The 26,051-nt window shown below is 66.7% G+C and carries 21 protein-coding genes; 10 read left to right on the forward strand and 11 right to left on the reverse strand.

The genetic code is table 11. The features are described from left to right. Positions 1–183 precede the first annotated feature (183 nt). Entirely contained in the window at positions 184–921 is a 738-nt protein-coding gene (locus ACJMKZ_RS00175) for a DUF748 domain-containing protein (RefSeq protein ID WP_405231056.1), read from the forward strand. A 39-nt stretch (positions 922–960) separates the two neighbouring features. Here ACJMKZ_RS00175 and trhA read toward each other — a convergent pair whose 3' ends face one another. Together trhA and ACJMKZ_RS00185 are read right to left on the reverse strand one after the other, a co-directional pair. Next, positions 961–1,620 carry a PAQR family membrane homeostasis protein TrhA gene (gene trhA, locus ACJMKZ_RS00180; protein ID WP_405231058.1) on the reverse strand — a complete coding sequence of 220 codons (660 nt, stop codon included), beginning with the start codon at positions 1,618–1,620 and terminating at the stop codon, positions 961–963. A gap of 81 nt (positions 1,621–1,701) precedes the next feature. Continuing rightward, the gene (locus ACJMKZ_RS00185; RefSeq protein WP_405231060.1) at positions 1,702–2,985 is read right to left on the reverse strand and encodes a thioredoxin family protein; all 1,284 of its coding nucleotides are present in this window, start codon (positions 2,983–2,985) and stop codon (positions 1,702–1,704) included. 150 nt (positions 2,986–3,135) lie between these two features. Here ACJMKZ_RS00185 and ACJMKZ_RS00190 point away from each other — a divergent pair, with 150 nt between their 5' ends. Beyond that, positions 3,136–4,584, forward strand: a complete 1,449-nt coding sequence (locus tag ACJMKZ_RS00190) for a protein adenylyltransferase SelO (protein ID WP_405231061.1) — start codon at positions 3,136–3,138, stop codon at positions 4,582–4,584. Positions 4,585–4,609: 25 nt separating this feature from the next. Beyond that, a complete protein-coding gene (locus ACJMKZ_RS00195) occupies positions 4,610–5,830 on the forward strand; it encodes a mechanosensitive ion channel family protein (RefSeq protein ID WP_405231063.1) in 1,221 nt (406 codons plus the stop codon). Between the two features lie 30 nt (positions 5,831–5,860). Here the strand turns inward: ACJMKZ_RS00195 and ACJMKZ_RS00200 are convergent, their stop codons facing one another. Further along, on the reverse strand, positions 5,861–6,358 hold the full coding sequence (locus ACJMKZ_RS00200) for a DUF4920 domain-containing protein (RefSeq protein ID WP_405231065.1): 498 nt from the start codon (positions 6,356–6,358) through the stop codon (positions 5,861–5,863). Between the two features lie 103 nt (positions 6,359–6,461). Between ACJMKZ_RS00200 and ACJMKZ_RS00205 the strand changes: the two genes are divergently transcribed. Next, entirely contained in the window at positions 6,462–6,683 is a 222-nt protein-coding gene (locus ACJMKZ_RS00205; RefSeq protein ID WP_405231067.1) for a hypothetical protein, read from the forward strand. Positions 6,684–6,726: 43 nt separating this feature from the next. On the opposite strand, the gene ACJMKZ_RS00210 is transcribed toward ACJMKZ_RS00205, so the two are convergent. Then, a complete protein-coding gene (locus ACJMKZ_RS00210) occupies positions 6,727–7,857 on the reverse strand; it encodes an META domain-containing protein (RefSeq protein ID WP_405231069.1) in 1,131 nt (376 codons plus the stop codon). 84 nt (positions 7,858–7,941) lie between these two features. Continuing rightward, on the reverse strand, positions 7,942–8,352 hold the full coding sequence (locus ACJMKZ_RS00215; RefSeq protein WP_405226280.1) for an ectoine synthase: 411 nt from the start codon (positions 8,350–8,352) through the stop codon (positions 7,942–7,944). A gap of 199 nt (positions 8,353–8,551) precedes the next feature. On the opposite strand from ACJMKZ_RS00215, the gene ACJMKZ_RS00220 reads away from it, so the two are divergent. Beyond that, entirely contained in the window at positions 8,552–9,775 is a 1,224-nt protein-coding gene (locus ACJMKZ_RS00220) for an ATP-grasp domain-containing protein (RefSeq protein WP_405231071.1), read from the forward strand. Positions 9,776–9,784: 9 nt separating this feature from the next. Here ACJMKZ_RS00220 and ACJMKZ_RS00225 read toward each other — a convergent pair whose 3' ends face one another. Next, a complete protein-coding gene (locus ACJMKZ_RS00225; RefSeq protein ID WP_405231072.1) occupies positions 9,785–10,909 on the reverse strand; it encodes a histone deacetylase family protein in 1,125 nt (374 codons plus the stop codon). After that, positions 10,896–12,908 carry a hypothetical protein gene (locus ACJMKZ_RS00230; RefSeq protein WP_405231074.1) on the reverse strand — a complete coding sequence of 671 codons (2,013 nt, stop codon included), beginning with the start codon at positions 12,906–12,908 and terminating at the stop codon, positions 10,896–10,898. Before ACJMKZ_RS00230 ends, ACJMKZ_RS00225 begins: the two co-directional genes overlap by 14 nt. Before the next feature lie 152 nt (positions 12,909–13,060). Here ACJMKZ_RS00230 and ACJMKZ_RS00235 point away from each other — a divergent pair, with 152 nt between their 5' ends. After that, the gene (locus tag ACJMKZ_RS00235) at positions 13,061–13,819 is read left to right on the forward strand and encodes a hypothetical protein (protein ID WP_405231076.1); all 759 of its coding nucleotides are present in this window, start codon (positions 13,061–13,063) and stop codon (positions 13,817–13,819) included. Between the two features lie 50 nt (positions 13,820–13,869). Here ACJMKZ_RS00235 and ACJMKZ_RS00240 read toward each other — a convergent pair whose 3' ends face one another. After that, complete coding sequence (locus ACJMKZ_RS00240) at positions 13,870–15,402, reverse strand: mechanosensitive ion channel family protein (protein ID WP_405231077.1); 1,533 nt, start codon at positions 15,400–15,402, stop codon at positions 13,870–13,872. Between the two features lie 440 nt (positions 15,403–15,842). On the opposite strand from ACJMKZ_RS00240, the gene ACJMKZ_RS00245 reads away from it, so the two are divergent. Both ACJMKZ_RS00245 and ACJMKZ_RS00250 read left to right on the forward strand, forming a co-directional pair. Beyond that, positions 15,843–17,495 (forward strand): tetrathionate reductase family octaheme c-type cytochrome, encoded by a 1,653-nt coding sequence (locus ACJMKZ_RS00245; RefSeq protein WP_405231079.1) that lies wholly within the window; start codon positions 15,843–15,845, stop codon positions 17,493–17,495. Positions 17,496–17,711: 216 nt separating this feature from the next. Then, positions 17,712–19,022 (forward strand): alkaline phosphatase family protein, encoded by a 1,311-nt coding sequence (locus tag ACJMKZ_RS00250; protein WP_405231081.1) that lies wholly within the window; start codon positions 17,712–17,714, stop codon positions 19,020–19,022. On the opposite strand, the gene ACJMKZ_RS00255 is transcribed toward ACJMKZ_RS00250, so the two are convergent. Beyond that, positions 19,023–20,330, reverse strand: a complete 1,308-nt coding sequence (locus tag ACJMKZ_RS00255) for a hypothetical protein (RefSeq protein ID WP_405231083.1) — start codon at positions 20,328–20,330, stop codon at positions 19,023–19,025. A 165-nt stretch (positions 20,331–20,495) separates the two neighbouring features. Between ACJMKZ_RS00255 and ACJMKZ_RS00260 the strand changes: the two genes are divergently transcribed. Further along, positions 20,496–21,302, forward strand: a complete 807-nt coding sequence (locus ACJMKZ_RS00260) for a hypothetical protein (RefSeq protein ID WP_405231085.1) — start codon at positions 20,496–20,498, stop codon at positions 21,300–21,302. 192 nt (positions 21,303–21,494) lie between these two features. Further along, positions 21,495–23,768 carry a cyclic nucleotide-binding domain-containing protein gene (locus ACJMKZ_RS00265; protein ID WP_405231087.1) on the forward strand — a complete coding sequence of 758 codons (2,274 nt, stop codon included), beginning with the start codon at positions 21,495–21,497 and terminating at the stop codon, positions 23,766–23,768. Positions 23,769–23,857: 89 nt separating this feature from the next. Here the strand turns inward: ACJMKZ_RS00265 and ACJMKZ_RS00270 are convergent, their stop codons facing one another. Together ACJMKZ_RS00270 and ACJMKZ_RS00275 are read right to left on the reverse strand one after the other, a co-directional pair. Further along, entirely contained in the window at positions 23,858–25,099 is a 1,242-nt protein-coding gene (locus tag ACJMKZ_RS00270; protein ID WP_405231089.1) for an NAD(P)/FAD-dependent oxidoreductase, read from the reverse strand. Further along, complete coding sequence (locus ACJMKZ_RS00275) at positions 25,087–26,049, reverse strand: ATP-binding protein (protein ID WP_405231091.1); 963 nt, start codon at positions 26,047–26,049, stop codon at positions 25,087–25,089. Before ACJMKZ_RS00275 ends, ACJMKZ_RS00270 begins: the two co-directional genes overlap by 13 nt. Positions 26,050–26,051 lie beyond the last annotated feature (2 nt).

The raw sequence follows: 26,051 nt of genomic DNA on the forward strand, positions 1-26,051 counted from the left end.
TTGACCGCCGACCGGCGACCGCCGACTTCGTCCGCCCTGATACTGGTGCCACGGAGTGGCTTCGGAGGCGATTGCAGATAAGACAGCTTCGACCGGCCCCGGCCCGCAACTTGAGCGGCGTGCCGCCGGCGCGTAGCCTGCGGTGACGGATCAAAGCGCAGGAACACCGACAAGGGGACCGATATGAGCAGCGGAGCCAGGAAGACCCTGATCGCCGTCGCCGCCATCGTCGTCGTGATCGCGGCGGGGCTCGTCTATATCTACACGCAGCTGGATACGATCGTCGCCGGTCTGATCGAGGAGCAGGGCTCGGCGGCGACGGAGACGCCCGTCCGGGTCAGCGGCGTGTCCATCAATCTCGGCGAGGCCCGGGCAGAGATCGCCGGGCTTACCGTCGGCAATCCGGAGGGTTACGGCGGCGACGCGATGTCGCTGGGCCGTTTCCTGATCCGCATCGATCCGGCCACCGTCACGGAGGACACCATCGTGCTGAAGGAGGTCACGGTCTCCGGCGCCACGGTGAACCTGATCCAGCGGGCGACCGGCAGCAACCTGCGCGATCTGATGAAGAACCTGGAATCCGCCGGCGGTGAGGAGCAGCAGGCCGCGGACGACGGCCCCGGCCGCAAGCTGATCATCGAACGATTCGTGCTGGAGGATGCCAGCGCCTCCGTGTCGCTGCCGGATCTCGACGAACGACGCTCCGTCGACATACCGCGCATCCAGCTGACCGACATCGGCCGTGCGTCGGGCGGCGCCACCGGCACCGAGGTGGCGCGCCAGGTGCTGGAGCCGGTGATCGAGCGTGTGCTGCAGTCGGCCGCGACGGAATCCCTGAAGGACCGGGCCAAAGAGAAGCTGGATCAGTTCAAGGAAGGGCTGATGAATAAATTGGGCGGCGACGACGAGGAATCCGGCTGACCCGGCGGGCCCGACCCACGTTCCCGGCCGCAGGCCGGATCAGGCGGTGCTGACTTCCGGCAATACGTACAGGGCCACCGCCAGGAAGTGGCAAACCCCGCCGGCGAGCACGAACAGGTGCCAGATGGCGTGATGGTAGGGGATGCGTTTGGCGGCATAGAAGGCGGCACCGAGGGTATAACTGAGGCCGCCGGCTACCAGCCAGGCGATGCCGCCGGCCGCTACCGTATCGAGCACCGCGGGCGTGGCGAGCAGCACCAGCCAGCCCATGGCCAGGTAACCGGCGAGTGACAGCCGCGGGAAACGGTCGCGGAACCAGAGCTTGGTGATGATCCCGGCCGTCGCCAGCGTCCAGATCGTGCCGAACAGCCACCAGCCCACGCTGTCGCGCATCGCTACCAGCAGGAACGGCGTATATGTGCCGGCGATCAGCAGATAGATCGCGCAGTGGTCGAGCGTGCGGAACAGGTTGCGGGCCCGCGTCGCATACAGGGCGTGATAAAGGGTGGAAGCGAGGAACAGGGCCACCAGACTGGCGCCGTAGACGGCGCTGGCGACGATGCGCCACGGGTCGGCGATCACCGCCGAGACGTAGAGCATCCAGGTGAGTCCCGCGATGCTGAGCAGGGCTCCCACGCCGTGGGTGACCGCGTGGGCGATCTCTTCGGCGAGGGTGTATCGGCGCACGGTGGCATCCATGTCAGGCGTCCGGGTCATACGTACGTGCACGGTGACACAGGCTGAGCGCCGGCGCCAGAGCGATGTGGGGGCGGATCGGGTTCAGATCAGGCCCCGCCTCTTCATGACGGCGTGTATCAGGGCGGTGGCGAGCACCGCCGCGGCCAGCAGGCCGATGGCGATGCCGGCGTTGTTCAGCGACATCGGCGCGAACAGCATGACGGCGCCGAGCCCGAGCATCATCATGCCGGACATCAGCTTCAGCAGCCTGCCCTCGCTCTCGCCCAGCTTGCGGGAGCCGAACTTCATCACGAACAGCCCCACGATCGCGAGCAACGGGATCACGTAAATCACGTTGTAGAAGAGGAGATACATGTAGAACACGAAGCTGTCCGCCTCGCGCAGGGTCAGGATGCGGGTATAGACCATGGGCAGCCCGGCGGTGCACAGGAGTTCGTAACTGTTCACGACGATGGCCAGTACGGCCGTGCCCGTCAGCATCGCCAGCACGCTCGGTGCGGCGACCAGGTTGCGCATCCGCTGATACATGCCCGGCTTCTTCGAGTCCGGGATGGACAGCGAGGGGCCCGACTTGAACCAGAAGTAGTCCTTGATATTGACGGCCGCCAGCGTCACGGCGATGAGGCCGGCGATCACGGTGACGATGCGCAGCTCGCCGATCCAGAGGAACACGTTCAGCCAGGCCGCCATGAATACGAAGTAGATGGCGCCGGAGAAGAGGACGAACGTGCCGCCCACCAGCAGCATGCGCGCCCGGCTGCGCGCGTGAACCATCAGGCTCAGCAGGAACAGCAGCACGAAGAAGGCGCAGGGGTTGAAGGCGTCGAGGCCGGCGATGATGGCGGTCAGGATGGGCAGACCCCAGTTGGACGGGTCGATGGTGCCCACGAGAGGGAGCTGCAGACCGCTCACCTCCGCGGGCTGGGGCATCGCCGCCTCCTCGGCGGGCGCGAGGTAGCTGTCCGGATCCGCCCGGCAGGCGCGCAGCTCCTCCAGCAGACGGGCACCGGTGGTCTCCGCCTTGTCGTAACCGGTGCGCAGCGTGCCGCAGAACAGGAAGCCGGGGACGCTGCGGGCCTTCTCGCCGACGCTCGCGGCGATGTCCCGGTACAGCAGGCCGTTCTCCCGGTTCTTGGAGACCTCGTAACGGCGCAGGTCTATCCACTCCATCTCGCCCAGGCCGGCGACGAAGGGCTTCGCCTCCTGGCAGTGGGGGCAGCTGTCCGAATAGAAGTAATAGAGCACGAGGCCCGGCTGGCCGTCCGGGCCGTCGGTGAGCCATTCCACGTCCGTGGAGGCGGACGCGGGCGCGCAGAACATAGCTGTGAGCAGCGCGACGACGCGCGCCAGGCGGACTGGGGACATGGAACCTCCGGAGGGTCAGACCGCGAGAATTTACTGTCGGTTCCCCCTGCCGGCAATCGTGGTAATCCCCAGCACCGGCGGCGGTCAGCGCCGCTCGGCCGGAACGCCCGCCGCCTGGACTCCCGCGCCTCATCAGGTAACCTTCGCCGGATGAATTCCGACACCCCCGACTGCCGACTCGAGAACTCCTATGCCCGTCTGCCCGGGCACTTCTACGCTCGCGTGGCGCCTGCTCCCGTGCCCACGCCCGTGTTGCTGGCCTGGAACGGGCCGCTGGCCGCCGAACTGGGGCTGGAGGGACTCGGCGGCGACGAGGAGCGCCTGGCGAGGCTGTTCGGCGGCAACGAGCTGCCGCCGGGCGCGGAGCCGATCGCGCTGGCCTACGCCGGCCATCAATTCGGCCGGTTCGTGCCGCAGCTCGGCGACGGCCGGGCGGTGCTGCTGGGCGAGCGCGTGGACGCCTCGGGCCGGCGCCGCGACATCCAGCTGAAGGGCTCCGGCCGCACCCCGTTCTCCCGCATGGGCGACGGCAAGTCCTCGCTGGGTCCGGTGATCCGGGAGTACGTGGTCAGCGAGGCGATGCATACGCTCGGCGTACCCACCACCCGGGCGCTGGCGGCGGTGGCCACGGGCGAGCGGGTGTTCCGGGAGGAGGCCCTGCCCGGCGGGGTCTTCACCCGGGTCGCGGCCAGCCACGTCCGGGTGGGCACCTTCGAGTACTTCGCCGCCCGCGGCGACGCCGACGCGGTGCGGGTCCTGGCCGACTATGCCATCGATCGTCACTACCCCAGGGCCCGCGAAACCGACGAGCCCCTGCGCGCGTTCTACCGTGGTGTCGTCGAGGTCCAGGCGCGGCTCGTGGCCCACTGGATGGCCCTCGGCTTCATCCACGGCGTCATGAATACCGACAACACCGCCGTATCCGGCGAGACGCTGGATTACGGCCCCTGCGCGTTCATGGACGAGTTCCACTACGACAAGGTGTTCAGCTCCATCGACCACTACGGCCGCTATGCCTATGGCCAGCAGGGGACCATCGCGCAGTGGAACCTGGCGCGGCTCGCCGACTGCCTGCTGCTCGCTGGCGGCGACAAGGCGGCCTTCGAGGAGGAGCTGGCCCGCTTCCCCGGGCTGTTCGAGGACGAGTGGCTGGGCCGGATGGCGCGCAAGCTCGGCTTCACAACGACCGAGCCCGATGATGCCGACGCTATTGCCGACCTGGTAGGCGACTGGCTCGCCCACCTGCAGCGCGAGGGACTCGATTACACGCTGAGCTTCCGCGAACTGGCCGCCCGCGCCGGTGCGAGCGACGAGCCACGTTTCGGGGAATTCGAGCTGCGCTGGCGGGAACGGCTGGCGCGCCGACCCGAGACGGCAGACGAGGTGCGGGCGCTGATGGAGGCGGAGAACCCGCTCTACATCCCCCGCAACCACCAGGTGGAGCGGGCCATCCGCGCGGCCATCGGCGGCGACCTGTCGGTCTTCCGGGAACTGCGGGCGGTGCTCGAGCGGCCCTTCGAGGAACAGCCCGGCCGTTCCGACTATGCCGCGCCTCCGGCCTCGGACGAGCGCGTGGTCCGCACCTTCTGCGGTACCTGAGCCGGAAAATGATGAGCGAGGAACGATGATAGAGCGGCTCGAATCCATCCATCCGCTGGCGCCGCCGGCCCTCGGGCTCGCATTGCTGCTGGTCGTCGCCTTGGTGGTCGACCTGGTGGCCAAGCGCGTGCTGGTCAATGCGGCGCGGCGCCTCGCCGCCCGCTCACGGGTCACCTGGGACGACGCGCTGGTGGCACACAATGTGTTCGGCCGGCTGGCGCAGGTGCTGCCGGCGCTGGTCGTCTTCCTGGCCATCCCCTTCATACCGGACCTGCCCGAGACCGTGGTGCGCCTCGCGCGCAACGTGGCCACCGGCTACATGGTGCTGATGCTCACCATGACGCTGACGTCGCTGCTGAGCGCCGGCAACACCATCTACTCGGCGCTGCCGGTCGCGAAAGAACGTCCGCTGAAGGGCTTCGTGCAGCTGGTGCAGATCGTGGTCTGGGTGCTGGGCGGCGTGCTGATCGTCGCCGCCGTGCTCGACCGCTCGCCGCTGCTGCTGATCAGCGGCTTCGGCGCGATGACCGCCATCCTGCTGCTGGTCTTCAAGGACACCATTCTCTCGCTGGTGGCGAGCGTCCAGCTCACCGCCCAGGATATGGTGCGGGTGGGCGACTGGGTCACGATGCCCCAGTTCGGCGCCGACGGCGACGTCATCGACGTGCAGCTGCATACCGTGAAGGTGCAGAACTTCGACAAGACCATAACCACCATCCCCACCCATCGGCTGATCACCGACTCGTTCCAGAACTGGCGGGGCATGAGCGAGTCCGGCGGCCGGCGCATCAAGCGCTCGCTGTATTTCGACGTCTCCTCCATCCGCTTCCAGAGCGACGAGGAGATCGAGCACTTCAGGCGCTTCGTCCTGCTCGCCGACTACGTCGACGCCAAGCGGCGTGAGCTGGAGGAGTACAACGCACGGCTGCAGGGGGAGGTGGCCGCGGACGTGAATCGCCGGCGGCTGACCAACATCGGCACCTTCCGCGCCTACGCGTTCAATTACCTGAAAAACCACCCGCGCATCCGCCAGGATCTGACGCTGATCGTGCGCCAGCTGCCCGCAGGTCCCGACGGTCTGCCGCTGGAGATCTATTGCTTCACGGGCACGACGGCCTGGGCGGAATACGAGGGCATCCAGTCGGACATCTTCGATCACCTCATCGCCATCGTGCCCGAGTTCGGGCTGCGGCTGTTCCAGCAGCCGGCGGGCGCCGACCTGGCGGCGCTGCGCTCGGACGACTGACGGCCCTTCGGGCCGGGCGCAGCGGGCGCCTCAGCCTCTGGGGATGCGTACGGCCGTCGCCACGATGTGGTACTCGGGGCCGGCGGCGGGCCCGCCGCGCGGCGGCTCGCCCAGATCCTTGCGGTAGTGCTCCGCCTGGGCTTCCGTGATTTCGCGCCGCTCGAAGGTGCCGTTCAGCAGCACCTCCTTGCCGGCCGAGTCGGTCGGGATGAAGAAGCCGTAATCCTTGAAGGTGATGCGCGCCGTCGCGTCGCCGTCACGGGCGATGAAGAAGCAGCCCTTTTTGCGACACACCTTCGCGATCCGGGTGGTCAGCGTGATCTCGCGGCCGACGTACTCGTCGCCGGCGCCGACGAGCTCGCCCAGCGCAATCGCCGACTCCGCGGAGACGACCGGTGCGCCGAACTCCTCGTAGTCGTCCGTCACGGTGACGGGTTCCGACAGGCGTACGGCGCCCTCGTCGCCGGCCACCGCGAGCGCGAGCGGAGCGAAGGCGAGGCAGAGCAGGGATCGGGCAAGTCGTGTCATGGTGGGTCTCCTTCCGTGGTCCGACGGATTCTATCGCCACGGCGCCCCGCACGGGAAGTTCCGGGTCACGCTATCATGAGACGAGGCAGAGAGGAGAAGCAAGATGATGAACGGAGATATGGTCGGCGGCGGTTACCTGATGATGCTGGTGTGGGCCGCCATCGTGGTCGTCCCTTTCTGGCGCATCTGCCAGAAGGCGGGTTACCCGGGCGCGCTGGGCCTGCTGATTATCGTTCCGCTGGCGAATATCGTTTTCCTCTACTATCTCGCGTTCGCGGCCTGGCCGGCGCACAAGGCTGCCCCGCCGAGCGGGGGCCCCGTCTGAGCCAGACGAACCAGGTGCCGACTGCGGCCGCGGCGCCCGGCGTTCAGGGCAGGTAGACGGCCTCGAAGACCGCGATGTTCGTCCCGGTCCGGTCAAATAATTCGAGCACCTGCCCGTTGATACGCCAGGTGTGCGTGTCGGCCAGTACGCTCTTCAGTTTCGTCTCCCGGGCATCCAGCGGCGGCGGACAGGCCATCAGCGTGGAGGCGCCGCCGGTGAATGTCAGCCGGTCTCCCTCCACGTCCCAGGTGCCGATGAGCTGATTGCAGCCGACGGTGGCGGCGTAGCGACTCTCGCCGCCGCGCAGGATCAGATGGGGTTCACGTCGGTCGTCGACCACGGGCACGGGCTCGCCTTCCAGCTTCACGATGCGCCAGTACGTATTCGGCAGGGCGGCCTCGCTCATGGCTCTCTCGCAGTTCTGTGACGGAAACAGGCCGATGAAGCGCCGGACCACCACGGTGGGTATCAGACGCTCGCCCTCCATTGCCGGCCGCTCCGTGATCGCTCCCTCCAGCGCCGCCAGGATCGGAGCGCCCGGCCGCATGTCCGCCGCGAGATAGGCGCGCTCCAGTTCGATATAGGCGCCTTCCATGGCCACGGGGTAGGAGCGTCCGGTAAGGCATTCCTCGAAGCGCGGCGCGTCCGCCAGGTAGGTGAACATGCCGCGCAGCGGCAGCTCGAGTTCCAGGCGTTCGAGCTTGCCCGCGCTCGTGAGCTCGTAGGGCAGGTCGGATTCGATGGGGCGGCCCTCCACGTCGAGCTGACGCAGCGTACGCGGATCCTCCACCGAGAACTGCAGCGGAATCTCGTGGCCGCCGTAGAGCAGGATGGCGTTCCTGGCCGGGTCCTTGCGCCAGCGGCCGACATCGGACTCCCCGAAGTCCCGGTCGAGCCACTCCCGGTGCAGGTGGAAGACACCGTCCGGCCAGAGGTTCAGTCGGTAACGGATGCCCGGGCAGTCGGCGCAGGGCAGGGTGCCCGCGAAGGTGGCCGGAAGCTCGAGCCCGGCGGCGAGTTCGCCCGCCGGAGTCGCTGTGCGCGTTGAGTCCGGCATTTCCGCCGCGGCCGCCCCGTCCGTCGATGTGGGCACGCCGGCATCCGATCTGCCGGTCACGGTCGTACAAGCCGTCGCGCCGAAGGCGAGGAACGCGAATACGACGATCCTGGTCATGGCGGTCTCCCGCATTGTCCGCATGTTGTTCACACGGCCGGGTCCGCGGAGCGTGCCGCCTGCCGAGCTTCCGTTCCGCTCCGGTCAGTCCTGAGGTTCGATGGCGTCCTGTGGATTGAGGATGTAGGCGCCTTCCTCATCGTGGATCTCACGACCGGTTACCGGCGGGTTGAATGCGCACACGAGCTTGAGTTCCTCGATCGCCTTCAGCGTGTGCTTGTCGTGCTTGTCCAGAGCGTAGAGCGTGCCGGGCTCGATCGTGAACTTCTCGCCGGTATCCCGGTTCGTCAGCTCCCCCTTGCCCTTGTAGCAGTAAACGGCCTCCAGGTGGTGCTTGTACCACATGTCGAACTCGAGCCCCGGCGGGAAGGTGGTCTCGTGGAAGGAGAAGCCCATGCCGTCCTTCGCCAGGAGGAAGCGCACGCTGGTCCACCCGGCGGGGCTCTTCACCTCCTGATCAGTACCTTCGAGGTCCTTCAGACGCACGATTTTCATGTTGTCTCCTTTCTGTTCCTGAGCGGTTTCCGCGCCGGCAGATCGCCGTTATGGTGGCGCGAAGCGGCTTTCTATCCTGTCACACGCGAGCCCGGTCTTCAAAAGAGCTTGCCGGGATTGGTCGCAATCTGGACGCCAAAATCAGCCATTTAGCGGATATGTTAGGGTAATAGACCCCCTTTGGCAGCATGGAGGATTCGTGGAAAAGAACCCGGAAAAAGGCTATGTGGCCCTGCTCGGCTGGAGCCTGGGCGCCGTCGAGGCCGCAGACCGCTTCGACCGCCGTTATGTGGTCGTCGCGCCCGACTGGGCCGAGGACTACTGCAAGAAGAACGACATCCCCTACATTCCCTGGAATTTCGAACGGCTGAACGATCGCTCGCTGGAGATCGCCGAGCGCCTGAAGGAGGAGGGCGTGGACGTGGCCATCCCCCTGTTCGAGGAGACAGTGGAGTGGGCCGGCGCCATCAACTCGGTGCTGATGGGCAGTCCGCGGCTGCATGGCCAGGCCGTGCTGTTCCGGGACAAGGCGCTGATGAAGCGACGCGCCCAGCTGGGCGGAATCCGCGTGGGCATCTTCGAAGAAGCCCATGACAAGGATGACGTCGTGCGTTTCCTGCGCCGGGTGAATCAGACGCTGCTGAAGCTGGACGGCGACCCCGACGACCCCATCCACCTGAAGGCCTTCGACAAGGCCGGCTGTCTGGGACACCGGGTCATCCGGACACCGGAGGAAGTGGACGCTATCCCGGAAACCGAGTTCCCGCTGCTGATGGAGAGCCATCTGGACGGCTGGGAGTTCGCGGTGGAGGCATGGGTACACGACGGCAAGATCCGCTTCCTGAACATCTCCGAGTACGTGACGCTCGGCTACTCCGTGTTCGTGCCGGCGACGCCGGAACTCGAGAGCTGGCGCGCCGCCATCACCGAGCAGATCGAGAAGCTGATCAAGACCTTCGATATCAAGTTCGGCCAGATCCATCCGGAGTACTTCGTGACCAGCGACGGCACCATGTACTTCGGCGAGGTCGCCTACCGGCCGCCGGGGTTCAAGGCCTTCGAGTTGATCGAACGGGCCTACGGTTTCAACGCCTACCAGGCCTCCATCCTGGTCTTCGACCCGAAGAGCACCGAGGAGGAGATCCAGGCGTTTTTCCCGAAACCGGTCGAGGACGCGAAGGGCTATGCCGGCTGCTTCGGTGTCTATCCGCGCCGCCGTGTCGTGAGCAAGCTCGAGATCCCGCGGGAAACCGAGGAGCACCCCTACTTCGACTATCACGAGCTGACGCAGCCGATGGAGGAGACGGTCACGAAGCGGACCGCATTCGGCACCCACTGGGGACTGGTGTTCTTCTTCGGCGACGACCCGCACAAGCTGCGGGATCTGCTGAAACACCAGGAGGAGCTGGACTTCTACGTCTGAGCGTCCCCGTCAGCGTCCGGCCGCTTGCCGGTGGAAGGCCGCGGCGGCATCGACTGCGGCGATGCCGGGGTCCTCTTCCAGCGTGTTCAGCGTGTCGGGCAGCGTCCCGGCCAGGGCTGCGACGGTGGCGTGAGCGCTCGCGGCCAGCGCGTCGGCATTGTAACCGCCTTCCAGGCACAGGATCAGACGCCCGCCTGCGTGGCGGTCGGAGATGCCGCAGAGCCCGGCCGTGATCGCGGCGAAACCGCCCTCGTCCATCGCGAAGGTCTGATCGTGCCAGTGCGCGTCGAAGCCGGCCGAGACCAGCACCAGGTCCGGGCGGAAGGTCTCTGCCGCCGGCACGATGATCGTCTCCATCGCCCGCAGCATCGCGGCATTCCCGCTGCCGGGGGGTAGCGGGATATTGACGGTGGCGGCCCGGCCGGCGCCCTCTCCGGTTTCCTCCAGGGCGCCGGTGCCGGGGTAGAAGGGCGCCGCGCAGTGGGTGTCGACGAACAGGACATCGCCATCCGCATAGAAGATGTCCTGGGTGCCGTTGCCATGGTGCAGGTCCCAGTCGAATATCAGGATGCGCTGCATTCCCAGCGCGCGGGCATGGGCGGCCGCGACGGCGACGTTGTTGTAGAGACAGAACCCCATGGCGCGGGCCGCGCTCGCGTGATGTCCGGGCGGCCGCGTGACGCAGAAGGCACGCGTCGCCTCGCCCCGGGCCACACATTCGACGGCCGTGATGCCCGCGCCGGCGGCCAGCTTGGCCGCCATGACGCTGCCCGGCGAGACGGCAGTGGTGTCCCGGTCCAGCCAGCAGGCGCGGCCGATCAGGCTCTCGATAAATGCGACGTGTTCGTGGGTATGCACGCGTTCGAGTTCCGGCGGCTCCGCGGGCTCGGTGGTCAGCCAGCGGGTGCCCGGGACGGGCTGCTCGCCCAGCCGCCCGGCGACGGCGGTGATCCGTTGCGGGCGCTCCGGATGCACGTAGCCCTCGTCGAAGTCCTTGTCCGGGTACTGCGCGGCGAGCAGCGCCTTGACGGCACTCGTCCAGTCCGGGCGTTCCGGGTCCCACCCCGTCGGGTCGTGGGCCAGCATGCGCTCGTCGTAGACGAGCAACACGTCACCCGCCTCAGCCGTGGCCACGGCTGATCCAGTCCCGCTCCCCGGCCCAGCTTTCGGCGATGCCGTCCAGTATCGCCGTTACCGTCTGCGCCGGCACGCTGTCTTCTTCGCCGAGCTCGCTGCGCTTGTAGTGGAACACGTAGAGGCGCATAAGGAACTGCTCGAAGGGCAGCGACGACTCGCCTTCCCATTCGCCGTTGTTGGATGTGGACGTCACGATGCCGTGACCCCAGTTCTGGCCCTTGTCCCGGTTCGGATTGAAGAAGTAGACGCGCCAGGCGCCGGCGGGATCCCGCGCCACCCGCTGGATGGATACGGCGTGCCAGCCGACGAACTCGCCGCTGGCGCTCACCGAGACCACGCCGCAGGGCTGTGCGTACACCAGATCCCTGCCGCCGTTGTATTCGGGGTGGTAGGCCGCGTGGAAGCGGCGGACGAAACCCTCGGCATCCTGGATGGCCTCGGTCGCGGGATCCACCAGCGAGGCGAAGCCGCGGTAGACCCACCAGCCGTGGAACTCCGGGTTGACCCACCTGTGCCCGTCTCCCGGCCGGCCGATCGTGCGCCGGCTCATCTCCATGTAGATCCGGTCGAGATGCGGCGTAAGCACCAGAGAGACGGCGTCGAGCTCCGTGTGCAGCTCCCCGGCCAGGCCGGCGGGCAGGTCGGCGGAACGGATCGTGCCGCCCTCGAAGTGCATCACCACCTCGTTCTCGCCGGCGGCGCGCGCGATCATCTCCAGCAGGTAGCCGACGTCGTTCAGCGACCAGAGGCTGATGGCCCGCGCCGCCTGGCAGGTCGGATTGTGGCCCTGGTCGACGCCCCGTGGCTGGCCGATCACGCTCAGCGTCGCCGCGAGCAGGAGCGCGTTCGCGGGAGGGGGATCCTCAAGCTGGCTCGCGGAGCGCAACAGTTCTGCCACTTCCGGGTCTATCGTGAGGACGGTCAGGTGTTGCAGCCCCGGCGCCACGGGCTGGAAGAACAGGATGCCCCGGTTCAGCAGTCGCGACAGCCCGTAGATGCACCGCGCCGTATCCGGCAACACCGCGTGCGCGATGACGAGGCCGATCAGTTGCCGGTACTCGGCGAGGCTGGTCCGGCCGATGCGGTTCAGCGCCAGAGCGTCCACGAGGAGATCGTCGCTGCTGCCCGACAGGTGGCGCAGCAGCACCGCATGATGTCGGCTCACGAGGCCGGTGCGGTTCATCCGTCCGCCGAAAGCGCCGGCCTCGGCCGCCAGCGACCCCTCGTCCAGGCCGGCGAGGGCGAGCGCATACTCCTCCGGGTCGGGATGCCGGCGGGCCAGTTCCGACGGACCTCGCAGGGCCTCGATCAGCCAGCGGGTGAACCGGATCGACGGCGACTCGTCCTCTGCCGCCGGCTCCGGCAGCACGTGCTCGGCGGTACGAAGCATCTCCTCGGCGCGCTGCACCATTATCGGCCGCTGCAGGAGTATGCGCTCGCACTCGGCCACCAGCGCATCGAGGATGCCGTCCATGCCCAGGTGCTCGAGCAGGAAGCCGTAGAACCGCTGCAGCCGTTCCGTCATCAGGCTGTCCTGACGGGTAAACTCCGTCGCCTCCGGGAACGGGAAATCCAGGTTCCGCGCCAGCACGTCCTCCAGGAAAGCGCGCGCGTCCGCCGGGCTGAGCGCCGGATGCGCCACCCGGCCGGTGGCGATGGCGAGAAAGCGCAGCTCGCTGAGGCACTCCAGCGCCGGGAAGTCGCCGCCGGCCGTCAGCGTATCGCGCACCAGGGAGGGCTGGAGCTTCTCCGGCTCGTCCCAGTCGCCCCCCATGAACAACCCCGCGCTGTCGAAGCGCGGCGCGTAGCCGTACAGCGCCTCGATGCCCTCTGCGGTGTTCAGGAGCTTGCGGGCGATGGATAAAAGTCGCTGCTGGTGCAGTGCCTTGCCGAAGGGGCGGGCCTGCTCGAGTTTCTCCAGCGTGCGCTCGAATTCCTCCGCCGCCGGAGCATAAAGCGCCGGATCTGCCGGAGTCTGTGGCGAGGATGTGCTCAATCTGTGTTCAGACCTTTCGATTTCCAGGAGGAGACCCTAACATGCGGGGCGGAAAGCGGCGCTGTGCCTCCGAGTCTCAGGCACCCGGGGGCGGCCGGCAATCTCTCGTCGGTACGCCGTCAATGTCCCGTCAATCTCGCAGGAGCGAATCGATGCGCTTGCCCGGCTTCATTCCCGAAGAACTCCGCCAGCTGGCCCGCTTCGTGCCCACGACGGGCTGGGATGCCATCGAGTGGCGGCCGATGCTCTCCGCCATGCGCCAGGTGAGCTGGCAGTTCATGACCGGGCGTGGCGTACGCAAGCTCCGCCGCGCCACCGCTGAGACGGTCTCCGCGGTGACCCTGACGGACGACCGCTACGACGCGGAGCCCCTCCAGGACATTCAGGACCCGGACCGGCTGCAGGCGCTGGGCGACGATATCCTGCATCTGTACTTCGGGCAGTGGCTGGTGGACGACGGCCTGTTCCTGGATCTGCGCCCGGCGCGCTTCGGCGCTCGCGACAACGAGCTGCTGTACGAGCCCAACGGCCTGTGGATACAGCTGCGGAGCGAGTTCCGCGAGGGCATGGTGGCGCTGTACCGTTCTTTCTACAGCGACGACGAATCCGCCTTCGAAGACGCGCTCAGGCAGATGGGCATGCTGAAGCCGGAGCTGTCCCAGTCCGCGGAATCCGAGCTGAAGGAGCTGCTGCATGCGCACTTCGGCGTCGACCAGAGCGCCCAGGTGTTTCGCATCGACGACTTCAAGGAGTCCTTCGACGAGTTGTTCGCGTTCTTCATCGCCAATGACTACAAGCTGCACAGCGACTTCGTTTTCGTCGGCTTCTACCTGATCACGCTCTATCTCACGCTGGAGCAGGGCGGCCAGCCCCACGATACCCGGCGCATCTGCTCCGACGTGATGCTCTAGGCGCCGCGGCGGGCCCCCGGCCCTGCCGGCCCTCGCCGAGCCTCCCGTCATCAGTCGCCGGCCGGCTCGCCCGCCGGCTCGTCCCGAGCGACGTGGAGCGGCGGCGGCGTGCCCTGCTTGGGCTCGCCGAAGTACAGCGTGGTGTGCGGGAACGGAATCTCGATGTTGCGCTCGTCAAAGCGCTTCTTCATGCGCCGGTTGAATTCCCGGCCGATTGCCCACTGGCGGATCGGCTTGGTCTTCATGCGCGCCTTGATGATCACGGCGCTGTCGGCGAACTGGTCCACGCCCAGGATCTCCAGCGGCTCCATGATGTCCGGGCCGTATTTTTCATCCTGCTGCATCTCGTCGCTGAGCTCCCTCAGCACATCGCAGACCTCGTCCGTGTCCTCCCGGTAGGCCACGCCGATCTCGAACAGGTAATAAGAGAACTCCTTGGTGAAGTTCTTAATGGTGGTCACGTCGCTGTAGGGCACCAGGTGCACGTTGCCGGCCAGGTCCCGCAGCTGGATGACCCGGATGCGCATCTCCTCCACCACGCCGGCATGCCCCGCTACCTCGACGACGTCGCCCACGGTGGCGCCGTCCTCCAGCAGGATTGTCACGCCGGTGATCAGATCCTTCACCAGCGTCTGGGCGCCGAAGCCGATGGCGAGACCGAGGATGCCCGCGCCGGCCAGCAGCGGGCCGATGTTCACGCCCAGTTCCGAGAGCAGCAGCAGTGCGGCCAGCACGCCGATGGTGGCCTGCAGCACGCTGCGCAGCAGCGGCACGAGGGTGTCCAGCCTGCGCGCGGAGCGCTCCCGGTCGAGGCTGCGGGTGGCCACGCGCAGCAGCCGCTGTATCACCAGGTCGGCGGCATTCCAGAGCACGGCGGTGACGATCAGGATCAGCCCGATGGCGACCGAAGTCTCGGCGAGCCGCGAACCGATATCGGTGGCCAGCAGTCCGCCGATGCCGGCGCCCCAGGTCTCGGCGATCAGGATCACCGCGGCAACGCCGATGATCAGCGTCAGCAGGCGCGTGAGGGTACCGGGCAGCTCGATCCGTTCTCCCCCGACGGCTTCCCGACGCTGCTCGTCCCCGGCCCGCTCGGTATCCGCTTCCTCGCCGGTGGCCGACGATGTTGCGGCTTCCCCGTCAGGCCGTCGGCCGGGGCCGGGGCCGGTCAGCCGGGCATAGAGCTTGCGCATGAGCACGAGCAGCAGCCAGCGCAGCAGGAACGCCCCGATCAGGATCGCGGCGCTCACGGTACCGGAGATCAGCGCGCGACGGGGCTCGATGGCCAGCACGCGGTCCCGGACGTCGGCGAAGATCGAGCCCGCCACGTCGACGATGCTCGCCGGCTCGGGCAGCGGCCCTTCCGACTGCTGCTTCTGTGCCTCGATCAGGACTTTCAGCTGATCGATGAGTTCTTCCCGGGCCTGCGGATCCTCGAGGGTCCTGACGAACTCCTCGATGTCCTCGGTGTCGGCGGTGACTCCGTCTTCGGGCGGTTGCGCTACCGAGGGCGACTGGGCCACCGCCGCGGCAGCGGCAAGAAGTGCCCAGAGGGCGAGGAAACCCGCCAGGAATCGTGACATACCGGCTTCTCCTGTTGTGCATCCCTACACCCTTGCCCTGCCGCGGCGGCCGTGTCAATCGCTTGCGGGCGCCGTCTGGTATACAAACAGTGCATTAGTGATGCGTAATATGCTGATAAAACGATTAAAAACAGAAAACTGGTATACCGATTCCTAAATAGCATGAAATTCCGTTATAAAAGCTAGTATTAGGAAAATTACCTACCTTTGGGCGTGATCAACCGTATTCATTTTTTTGCCGCATTGCACAACACTTCCATCCGAAGAAATACGGAATCCGACCTTAGCGGGGGCGGCCAATCATAGTCCCGATGTTTGTCGGGCGGCTCCTCCGGGTCTGCGACCTCAGCGAGAGTCGGTCCGGGTTCTTCTCGATGAGGGTCTGGCTGCTTCGCGCCGATACAGCCGCCCGGGTGATGAGCCGACAGGAGGCAAGAAGAATGAACGCATTGATACCGGCGAAAGCCCGGTTACTGGCCGTACTTTCCATGCTCATGCTGGCGTTCGCGATGACGGGCTGTGAGGGCGACGATGGAGCCCCCGGCGCCGACGGAGCGGACGGGGCTGACGGAGCGGACGGCATCAGCTGCTGGGATCTGAACGAGAACGGGGTGGCCGATCCGGACGAGGACCTCAACGGCGACGGCGTGGTGGACGCCACGGATTGTAATGCGCTTGCGAGCGATGCCTATGCACCCGTCCAACTGCACAAGGGCTATTTCGCCGAGAACCCGTACGAAGGCACGGAGTCCTGCCTGAACTGCCACGGCACGATCGGCGACGATATGCTCGAGAGTGCCCACTTCAAGTGGGAGGGCGTCACCACGACCATGGCTGGCGTCGAGGGACTCACGTTCGGCAAGAACCAGATCATCAACAACTTCTGTGTCGCCGTGCCTAGTAACGAGGGACGCTGCACCCAGTGCCATACCGGTTACGGCTACGCCGACAATACCTACGATTTCGGTAATCCCGAAAACGTGGACTGCCTCGTATGCCATGACCAGACGGGTGACTATGCCAAGGCGCCGACCACCGCCGGGCTGCCTGTCGAGACACTGCCGGATGGGACGCCGCTCGACCTGAACAAGGTGGCCCAGAGTGTCGCGGAGAACGGCGGCGTGCCCACGATCGACAACTGCATCGATTGCCATGCGAAAGCCGGCGGCGGCGACAACGTCAAGCACGGTGACCTTGCCATGGCGCTCGCGGACACCACCCGCGAGTTCGACGTGCACATGGGCACGGACGGCGGGAATCTCGAGTGCACGGCCTGCCACACCGTGAAGAAGAATGCGGACGGCGAAGCCATCGACCATGGCATCGGCGGCATGGTGTACCACTCCACGGACGAGGGCAGCATCAAGGACTGCACCGACTGCCACGGCGACCGGTTCAACATTCATGCGGGTACTGACGTCCAGAACATCGTCGAAACCCATACCGCGCTGGCCTGCCAGGTCTGCCATATTCCGACGTTCGCGCGCGACAAGACGACGAAGACCGAGTGGTACTGGGAGGATGCCGGCGACCTCGAGCGTGGTGTGGAGACCGATCCGGTGACCGGTGACCCCGTCTACGACCCGAAGAAGGGCTCGTTCGTCTGGGAGAACAACGTGCGGCCGACCCTGAAATACTACGACGGCAAGTGGACCAAGACGCTGATCGGCGCAAACGATCAGTACACCTCCCTGCCGGCAGTGCTGGCCGAGCCCACGGCCGACTACACGATACCCGACGCGATGATTTATCCGTTCAAGAAGATGATCGGCAACCAGCCTGCGGATGCGAATAACAACACGATTCTCGTGCCGCATCTGTTCGGTCCCAGTGGCGGTCCGAACGCCTACTGGAAGGTCTACGACTGGAATCTCGCCCTGGCTGAAGGCGCTGCCTACGCCGGCCAGACCTACACGGGCGAGTTCGAGTTCATCGATACGGTCATGTACCTGACGGTGAACCACGAAATCGCCCCCGGCGAAGCCTCTCTCGGCTACAACGGCAATTGCGTGGACTGCCACGGCGGCAACAAGTACGACTGGACCGAACTCGGCTGGACCAAGGACCCGGTCGAAGGCGGAACCCGCCCGTAGGAGGTGCCGGACCGAACTTTCGGAACTTTTGCAACTTATGGCGTATCGCCGGGACATCCCCCCGCCCCGGCACCCGGCGCCCGCAGGCGAGTCCTGCGGGCGCCTTTTCTTATCCGCGCCGGTCTGGCATAACCTGATTCGCCGCCAGGGAATACATCTGCCGCCGGCACTCCCGGCCGTCCTGGCAGGCTTCCACCCGCGCCCGAGGTTACCGACTTGAGATTCGCCCGAACCTGCTACGGAGCCGCCCTCCTGGTGATCGTCGCACTCTCGCTGGCCGAGGCCGGGAGCTTCAACGCGCCGGAGCATGCCGACAAACCCTACGTGGTACTCGTCTCCATCGACGGCTTCGGCCACGACTTCCGGGACAGGACCGAAACCCCGGCGCTGGACGAGCTGGCCGCCACCGGCATCAGTGCCACGTCGCTGGTGCCCGTCTACCCGACGCTCACCTTCCCCAATCACTACTCGATCGCCACCGGGCTCTATCCCGCCGACCACGGCCTCGTTGCCAATCACTTCCCGCCGGCCGATGGCGGCAACTGGTTCCGCATGTACGACCGGGAGGCCGTGCAGGACGGCAGCTGGTACGGCGGCGACCCGCTCTGGGTGGTGGCGGAGCAGAACGACATGCTGACCGCCGCCTTCTTCTTCGTGGGCACGGAGGCCGACATCCAGGGCATCCGGCCCGCCTACTGGTACCCCTACGACGGCTCCGTCCCCGGCGAGACCCGGGTGGACCAGGTACTCGACTGGCTGGCCCTGCCGGCGCCCGGCCGGCCCCATCTCGTCACCCTCTATTTCGACGACGTGGACCTGGCGGCGCATCGCACCGGACCGGACTCGGCGGAGAGCCGCGCGGCAATACGGCGGGTGGACGGCCATCTTCGCCGATTGCTCGACGGCATCGAGAGGCTCCCCATCGCCGAGCGGGTCCATGTAATCGTGGTCTCCGATCACGGCCAGCAGGCTACCGATACCCAAGCGCCGCCTTACGTGTTCTCGGAGCACATCGACCTGGAAGGCCTGACCTTCCACGGCGGCGGCAGCTACCTGAACATCTGGCTGGACACTCCGGATCCGGCCCGGGCCGCTGCGATTCGAGACCGCGTGAACGCGAGCTGGAGCCACGGCCGGGCCTGGCTCAGGGCGGAATCCCCGGGCCACTGGCGCGTAGCAGACGACGACACCCGCTTCGCCGACATCGTGCTGATGGCCGAGCCCGGCCGGACAGTGGTGTCCCGCCCCGAGCGGATCGCGAAGATCAAGGCCGGCAACCATGGCTGGGACCCGTCCGTGCCGGCCATGCATGGCATCTTCATGGCTCGCGGACGAGGTCTGCCGGGGGGCATCGTGATCGGCGAGCGTCACGTGACCGACGTCTACCCGTTCGTGCTCTCCATCCTCCGCCTGCCCGACGTCCGCGGCGAGCTGCCCGTCGTCCGGGACCCGCGGCTTCTGGTCCAGCGCTGGCGGGAGGAAGCAGCCGGCGATACGCACCCGCCGCCGACTCGCCCCGGGGGCTGATCAGAAGCCGAGCTCGTCCTCGAGAGCGTCGGCCTCTTCCTTGAAGGCCTTTTTCTCTTCCTCGGTCTTCTCCATGTCCTGCAGCGATTGCTCCATCTCTGCGGCCATGCCCTTCATTTCCTCCTGGGCCTTATCCATCGCGGCTTCGCGCTTCGCCTGATAAGCCTCCAGCGCCGGCTGCAGGGCCGCGCGTCTCTGGTAGGCGAGGTCGGCGAGCCCCCGGTCGTCGGCGATCGCATAGTAGTCCTGCGCGTCGTCGTAGGCTTCGGCGCGTGCCGTCAGCGGGACGCCGGTGTCATCCCCGATCGCCATCATCTCGTCGGCCCGCGCCTTCGCACGTTCGAGAACCGGCACGGCTACAGCCCGCCGCATGCGCACTTCGCCGTCCACACGGACGCTGACGGCCAGGGTCTCGTGCCACTCCTTGGACTCCCGGAGGAGCTTCTGCGAATCCCGCGCCCGCCACAGCCGGATCTGTACCTCCGGAGCCGGCGTTTCCTCCGCCTCCACGCCGGTGACGGCGGCCGCCATCGCCTCCCAGTCGCCGGAAGCGCCCTGTTTCTCCATCTCCGTCATCGGCCGTTCGTAGAGTGCCTGCTCCTCGGCAAGCAGTCTTTCGGCCTCCTGCTGCATGCGGCCCACGATGATCGGTATGACCTCGTCCTCGAATCGCTGCTGCAGCGCGAGTTCCTCGGGCAGCGGTTCATAGCGGTCCCACAGCGGCTCGTGGCCGATGGCGACGCCGGAGCCCGCCCGGCCGACGCCGTATTCGATCTCGCCGTCGTCGTTCGCCGAAATACTGCCGAGCATTCGCAGGAGTATCGTACGGTCAGCGGGGGCCGACCGGGCGAGTCGGCCGACGGCGTCCGGATCGGGGGCTCCCATGTACCAGGTCAGGGCATCCCTGGACTCCCGCCGCCAGGGTTCACTCACCTCCCGGGTCCCCGGCTGGCTGTAGACGACGCCCGCCTCCTCGGCCTGGCGCCCGAGTTCGGTGCGGATGCTCTTACGCAGCTGGAAGATGCGGCCGTAGAGTGCATCGCCGAGCGCTCGTGCGGAGACGTTGGCAAGGCCCCGGCCATGGAAGCGGGTTGGCGCATCGGCCGCCGCTTCTGTCGCTTTCCAGGCGGTTTCGAGGTCGCCCGTGGCCAGGGCCGATTCTGCCGCGTCGAGCCGCTCGGCCGCCCACGCGCGGGTGTCGGCCGAGACGATATCCTCGGGTGCCTGTGCTGACACCGGCGCCGCGGTGACGGCGGCCAGGAGCAGCATGGCGATTGGTGCGATGCGGTGTCGCAGCGTATGGATCATGGCGCTTGTTCCCCCTGTCATCCGGTCAGGCACCGGATGCCGTTGTGCTCCGGGGAAATACTAAAGGGCCCGGCCGGCCGTTGAAAGGCGCAGGAGCGTATTTGACGGACCTTCCGGCGCAGGCGTAAGTTCTAAGGTCGGCAATCAGCCTCCACGGGGGAGAAAATGAAAAAGACATTACTGGTTCTCGCCGCCTCGCTCTCCACGCTGCTCGGGGCCGAAGCCGCTCTCGCTTTCGGTGGCATGATCGCCGTCGGCATGAACGAGGCCGCTCAAGTCGGTGCGGTGGAGACGCCGTTCCGCGCGGAGGCGCGTCTCGAGACCGAAGAGCAGAATATCGACACGACCATCTACTACAAACCGGGCCATATCCGCGACGAGATGAAGGTCGGGGGACAGGACATGGTCGTGCTGCAGGACCTGGAAGCACAGAAGACCTACATGCTCATGCCGCAGGGCATGTACATGGAAATGGACATGGGTCAGTCCAGCGATCAGATAAAGGAGTACCGCCTCATCGAGCGGGAAGTGGTGGGGCAGGAGAAGGTCAACGGTTTCGATACGACGAAATACAAGGTGATCTACGAGGGACCGGACGGGAAGTACGGGGGTTTTACCTGGTTCACCGCCGACAATATCGCGGTGAAAAGCTTCGCGGTATCCGAGACCAACGGCGAGCGCAGCCGTTTCCGCTATGAGGTGAAGAAGCTGGAGCGGGGGGATCAGCCGGACTCGCTGTTCGAGATCCCGGCCGGTTATCGCAAGTTCAACATGGGCGGCATGGGCTCCATGATGCAGGGCATGCCCGGCATGGGTGGGGAGCAGCAGCCCGGCAGCGAGCAGCCCGGCCTTCCCGAGGAACTGGCCGACTCCGCGAAAGAGGGCGCCGAGGAAGCCGCTAAGCAGGAGACCGAGCGCAGCGCCAAGGAAAAGGTGACGAAAGGACTGCGCAAGCTATTCGGCGGCGATTGATGATTGAGGTGCCGGACCGAACTTTTCCAACTTATTGAGTTTTGAAATCCCGGTGACGCCGCTCTGGCGCACCGGGATTTTTTGCTTCCGGACAATCCGCCCTGCTGCATGGCGGAACGGCAAGTCGAAAAACTTGCAAAAGTTCGGTCCGGCACCGGAGGCACCGGAGGGCTGAGGGTTTGGGGGGCACACATGCAGCATCGCTTGCTATTACTTCGTGAGAAGGGAGGACCACTCGCTGCCCTGAGCGAGCGGGAGATAGCCGATCTGGCGGATGGCGCGGAGGAGTTGCGGTGCTCGGCCGGAGAACTCCTCATGCGAGCCGGGGAGCAGGGCAACGAAGCCTGTCTGGTGCTGGAGGGTCGGCTTGCGGCCACCCAGTCTGCTGAGGACGGCGCTATCCGCGTCCTGAACGAGATCGGGCCGGGCGAATTCGCCGGCGAAACCGAGCTGGTCGTCGGTGGCACGCGGCTCGCCGACGTCCGCGCGCTGGACGACTCGTGGGTCGCGGTCCTGTCCCGCTCGCGTTTCGAGGCTCTGCTGGACAGCAGTCCCGACACCTGGGAGCGCGTGACGCGTATCGTCGAGGGACGGCTCCGCCGCCTGCAGCTCGCCCGTCACCTTAATCGGCTATTCGGACCCTTCGAGCCTTCGGAAGGCAGCATCCCGGAAGCACTTCAGGAATCGATCGAGTTCCTGACGCTCGGCAGCGGCGACGATCTCTTCTGCGAGGGAGAGTCCGCCGATTGCGCCTATATCGTGCTGAGTGGCCTGCTGCGCGTTACGGTCGCACAGCCGGACGGCGGCGAACAGGTGATCAACATGGTCCACACCGGCGAGACCGTCGGCGAGATGGCGCTGCTGTCGGGCGAGCCCCGTTCCGCCACCGTCTACGCGGTCCGAAGCAGCGTCCTGGCGCGAATACCGCGAGAGGACTTCGATCGGCTCATCGAAGTCTATCCGGGCGCGATGAAGAGTCTCACGCAGATCATCATCGAGCGATTGAAGCGACGCAGCGCCGTCGGAGTTCGCCGCGAGACCCTGGGCACGAGCCTCGCGCTCCTCCCCGCCGGGCCGTCCGTCACGGTGCAGGAGATGGCGAGAACGCTGGCGCACTGCATGTCTCGATACGGGGATGCCATCCCGATGGATGCGGCGACGGTGGACCGCGAGCTCGGCCAGTCGGGTATCAGTCGCGTTGCCGACTCGGCGCCTTCCTATCCGCGTCTGGCGGAATGGCTGCAGGAGCTCGGCGATCGCCACCGGTATGTGCTGTACATCGCAGACCCGGAGTGGTCGCCCTGGACCGAGCGTTGTGTCCACCAGGCCGATCACGTCGTGATCGTTGCCGATGGCACGGCCGATCCGCGTCCGGGCGAGATCGACGCCCGACTGACCGATCACTGGCGCGCAGGCCGTGAACCGCGCCGCAGCCTGTTACTTCTGCATCCGCCGGATCTCGACCGGCCCCGGGGCACCGCTGCGTGGCTCCAGGGTCGTCAGCTCGATGCGGTGTATCACCTGCGTCAAGGCCACGACGGTGATATCGGCCGGCTCGCGCGCACATTCGCTGGGCAGGCGATCGGACTCGTGCTGGGAGGCGGTGGTGCCCGCGGGTTCGCACACCTCGGCGTCATCCGGGCGCTGGAAGAGCTCGGTATCCCCATCGACATGATCGGCGGAACGAGCATCGGCGCCCCGGTTTCCGTTCCTGCCGCCTGGGGCTGCAGCGCGGCCGAGGGTGTGAAGCTGGTTCGTGAGAGCTTTTCGTCGTTGCTGGATTACACGCTGCCCGTTGCATCGCTGTTGGCGGGGCGCCGTATCACGCGCAGCATTGAGGAGTGGATGGGCGATTGGGATATCGAGGACCTGTGGTTGCCCTTCTACTGCGTCTCGACGAATCTGACGACCGCGCGCAGCGTCGTCCATCGTCGCGGCAATCTTGCGCGCGCTGTTCGTGCGAGCGTATCGATTCCCGGCGTGTTGCCGCCCGTGCGCGAAGCGGGAGACCTGCTGGTGGACGGCGGTGTGCTCAACAATGTGCCGGTCGACGTGATGCGGGACCTGAACCCGACGGGACCGGTGATCGCCATCGATGTCGCACCGCCGAGGGGGCCCACCGGGAAGAACGAATTCGGTCTCGCCGTGTCGGGCCTGCAGCAGGCCGTGGCACGGTTGCTGCCCTGGCAGCGCTCGCGCCGCGCGCCGGGAATCGCCGCCGTCATCATGAATGCGATGGTCGTGGGCTCCGGCCGGGCACGTCGGGCCATGCTGGAGGACGGGCTGGCCGACTTCTATCGGAACATCCACGTCCGGGGTGTGGGCATGCTCGACTTCGAGGAAGTCGAAAGAGTGGCGCGGATCGGCTATGAGGAGTCCATCGCCCCGCTTCGAAGCTGGCTCGAATCCGGTGCCGGACCGAACTTTTCCAACTTTTCCAACTTTTCTACGAGCAAGGGCAAGTAGGCCGAATCCGTGACGTGTCCTTCCTCAGGCTGGGCGACCGACGCCAATAACTCGAAAAAGTTGCAAAAGTTCGGTCCGGCACCTCTTCCTCAGGCGGCGGTTTGGAGGAAGGGGTCGGCCAGGTGGCGGTCGATGAACGCCGGGTCGGCCAGCCCCTCTCCGTAGGCGCCGACGTCGATGCGGCGCAGCATGAGGGAACGATAGACGCCGGCGCCCCGGATATCTCCTGCCAGCCTGAAGCCCACGATGCGGCCGTCGCGCAGCACGATCCGGCGCAGCGAGTCGGCCTTGGATCGCACGGCCTCCGCGTCGCCCGTCAGCTCGCCCACCGCCATCACGGGCACGCCCAGGTGCCGCAGGCTGTTCATGGTCTCGGCGCCCTCGTACAGGGTCTCGAAACCCATGAGCTGTTCGGCCACCACCCGGGCCTGATTGATCGCGTTCGGGAAGATCGCGTGCACGAAGCGCTCGCCGGTCATCCGGTCCCGCGTCTCCGCGCAGTCCCCGGCGGCCCAGACGTTGGCCACGCCGGTGTGGAGGCGATCGTCCACCCGCACGCCCCAGCCCACGTCGAAGCCGCCGCCGGCGACGAAATCGATGTTCGGCTTCACGCCCGTGGCCGCGATGCAGGCATCCGCCGTGATCACGTCGCCGCTTTCCAGCACCACCGCCCGCGCGCGGCTGTTGCCGGCGAAGGCGCTCGCCGTGGTATCGATGAGGACGCGGACGCCGCGCGCGACCAGCGCCCGGCGCACGATGTCCGCCGTCTCCTCGTCCAGCATCCGCGGCATCACCCCCTCGGCCTGCTCCACCAGCGTTACGTCCAGTCCGAGGTCGGCCAGTACCAGCGCCACTTCCACGCCGATGAATCCGGCGCCGACGATGACCGCCTTCTGCATCTCGCCACGGCGGGCGTGTTCGACCAGCTCCCGCGCCGCCGACAGCGACTTGAAGTTGTAGACGCCCGGCATCGTCGCTCCCTCGACGGGAGCATGCAGTCGGCTGCCGGTGGCGATCACGAGCCGGTCGTAAGCCAGCGGTTCGCCCTCGGCCAGGCTCACGCGATGAGCCTCCGCATCGATCCCGGTCACGATGCTGCCCGGATGGTATTCGACCTCCAGCCGCTCGCAGATATCGTTTCCCTTCCAGTACAGCCGCGACTCGTCGCCGGTCAGGAAGTGGTCCGCCATGGCGGGCGGTGAATAGGGCGGGAAGGGTTCCGCAGAGACCATCGCTATCTCCGGCGCGGAGCCGGCGACCTCCTGGACGTCACGGATGTTCTCCGCCACGGAAATGCCGGCCGGTCCGGCACCCAGTATCAGGATGCGCATGTTGCCAGTCCTCGTCTCGTACTCGTCTCGTCATCGACCAGCGCCTGCAGCAGGCCATCCACGGCCTCGGCGAGCGCGGGGTCGGTTGCCTCGTCCAGCGCCGGAGCCACCAGGGGTTCGGAGCGACGCAATGTCTCGTCCCACGGCAGCCGATGGCTGCTCGCGAAGTCGAATCCACCCGCCCCGTCGATCCTCTCCAGGGCGCGTCGGTACTCGTCGTCGTCACGTACACCATTGATCACCAGGTGGATCGCGCCGATGTCCAGTTCGCGGGCGAGCCGGGCCGCGTGCAGGGCGGCCTGCACGCCGTTGAAAGTAGGGTCGGCCACCACCACCGCGTGGCGGAAGCCCCGCGCCAGCGCGCGGCCGAAGTGCTCGAAGCCCGCCTGGGTGTCCATCAGTATGGCCTCGCCCTCGCGGAGTCCGATCGCGTTCACGACGGCGGCCAGCAGCGCATTCTCAGGACACAGGCAGCCAGCCGCGGGCTGCACGGTGTTACCCATCACCAGCAGCCGTATCCCCTCGGGCGTCACGGTGCCGTACCGGTCCACCACGTCGTCCACCTTCGGGTTCAGGCGGAAGAACAGGCCCCAGCCGTCGCCGGGACGCGCACCGGTGGTCTCCTCCACGTAGTCCGCGTTCTCCGACAGCGGCGTCAGCGCCTGCGCCTCCTCCGCGGGCAGGCCCAGCGCCCAGGGCAGGTTCACCTGGGGGTCGGCGTCGAGCGAGAGCACCCGCATGCCACGGCGCGCGATGCGCAGGGCGAGCAGGGCGGTGAGGCTGGTCTTGCCCACGCCGCCCTTGCCCGTCACCACGACACGGAAGTCCTCGGCCCTGGCGTTCGCCGGCAGGTGCAAGTGGCCGTGCTCCTGGCCGTGATGACCGTCGTGCCCGTGGCCATGGGATTGGCCGTCCGGGTGGCCGTACTGGTGTCCGCATGTTTCGCACACGG

It is taken from the genome of Lentisalinibacter salinarum, from assembly GCF_040706555.1.
Lineage (GTDB): Bacteria > Pseudomonadota > Gammaproteobacteria > Steroidobacterales > Woeseiaceae > Lentisalinibacter > Lentisalinibacter salinarum.